The sequence below is a fragment of the Acidovorax sp. IB03 genome (assembly GCF_016406015.1).
GTDB lineage: Bacteria > Pseudomonadota > Gammaproteobacteria > Burkholderiales > Burkholderiaceae_C > Acidovorax > Acidovorax temperans.
In genome coordinates this window covers 1-1,463 of record NZ_JAEFCH010000083.1, presented here as the reverse complement: position 1 = coordinate 1,463, position 1,463 = coordinate 1, and the positions used below count along the sequence as shown (strand labels likewise).

General features: G+C 60.0%; 1 protein-coding gene. It reads left to right on the top strand.

What is annotated here, in order from left to right; translation table 11 throughout:
• The first annotated feature begins 141 nt into the window (after positions 1-141).
• Complete coding sequence (locus IHV84_RS20140; protein ID WP_066695817.1) at positions 142-1,185, top strand: IS110 family transposase; 1,044 nt, start codon at positions 142-144, stop codon at positions 1,183-1,185.
• Positions 1,186-1,463: the final 278 nt, after the last annotated feature.

Below are 1,463 nucleotides of genomic sequence, written 5' to 3'. Positions count from 1 at the left end.
CAGATGGCATGGACGTCTCCACCTACACCGCCGTTGGCGCCGTCGGCCTGTTACCCGATACAAGGTGGGGCCTGGCGGTAACGGCATCAAAGTGCCAAAGTGGAAGTTCGTCGCAACCACCTTTGAACCGGAGGCCCCACCATGCAATTTACTGCAACGCTGCCAGTCATCGGAATGGATATTGCCAAGCACGTGTTCCAGCTGCACGTCGTGGATGCCCAGACAGGCGAGGTCACCCGGCACAAGCTCAGGCGTGATCGAGTAACCGCATTCTTTGCCAATCGTCAGAAGTCCCTCGTCGCGATGGAGGCTTGTGGCGGTGCGCACCACTGGGCCAGAACGCTGCAGACGCTGGGACATGAGGTCAAGCTGCTGCCCGCCAAGCATGTTCGCGCCTTTGTGCTGCGCGACAAGACTGACGCCCGTGATGCCCAGGCCATCTGGGTAGCGGCCCAGCAACCTCACATCAAGGCCGTGCCTGTCAAGAACGAGCAGCAGCAAGCTTGCCTGACACTGCACCGTATGCGCGCTCAGCTCATGAAGGTGCGCATCATGCAAACCAACGCGCTGCGCGGGTTGCTCTACGAGTTCGGAATCGTGCTGCCTGAGGGGCACCGGGCATTGCTCAAGCTCGTTCAGGACGCACTGGCCAAAGCCCAGGAACAGCGGCTGCCAGAAGTGGTGGTCGTCAGCATTCAGGATCAACTGCGTCGTATCGACAGCCTGCAGTGCGATATCGATCAGCTGGACAAACGGCTGGCCTCGATGGTCAAGCAAAACCAGCACATGCTGGCACTGCAAGCCATACCGGGCATCGGTCCGTTGACGGCGACAGCCTTGGTATCTACTGCAACCGACCTGTCCAGCTTCGAGTCCGGCAGGCAATTCGCCGCCTGGCTGGGACTGACGCCCCGACAGACTGGCACCGGAGGGAAGACCCGGCAGTTGGGGATATCCAAACGCGGAGACCCTTATGTGAGGACCATGCTGATGCACGGCGCTCGCGCCGTGATTGCCAGGAGTCAGCGAAGCGGCTGGATCGAGAGACTGTTACTGCGCCGCCCATACAGCGTGGTGGTCGCGGCGCTGGCCAACAAGCTGGCCCGAACAGTCTGGGCAGTCCTGGTCAAAGGCAAGGCCTTTGACCAGGTGAGATGGAATCCGGTCGACCTCGCCGCAGCCTGAGACCACCACAATGAACTGAGAACACCAAACGCTAGGAAACCGTTTTGAAGGAGAGCATGCAAGAAGCTTGTGTGATGGGTCAACAGGTCAAACCGGGGTGGGGGCAATCCGATAGGGATACAGGGCATCAAGCCCGATGTGCAGACAGGAGCCTCACCCGCGAATGCCATCAGGGCCAGCAGGACGAACACCCTGCACCGACAGGCCGTATGTAAGACTGCAAACCCTTCAGACCTTCACGCCGCCGAATCTTGCTCTTCTGGAGACGTCCATGTAAG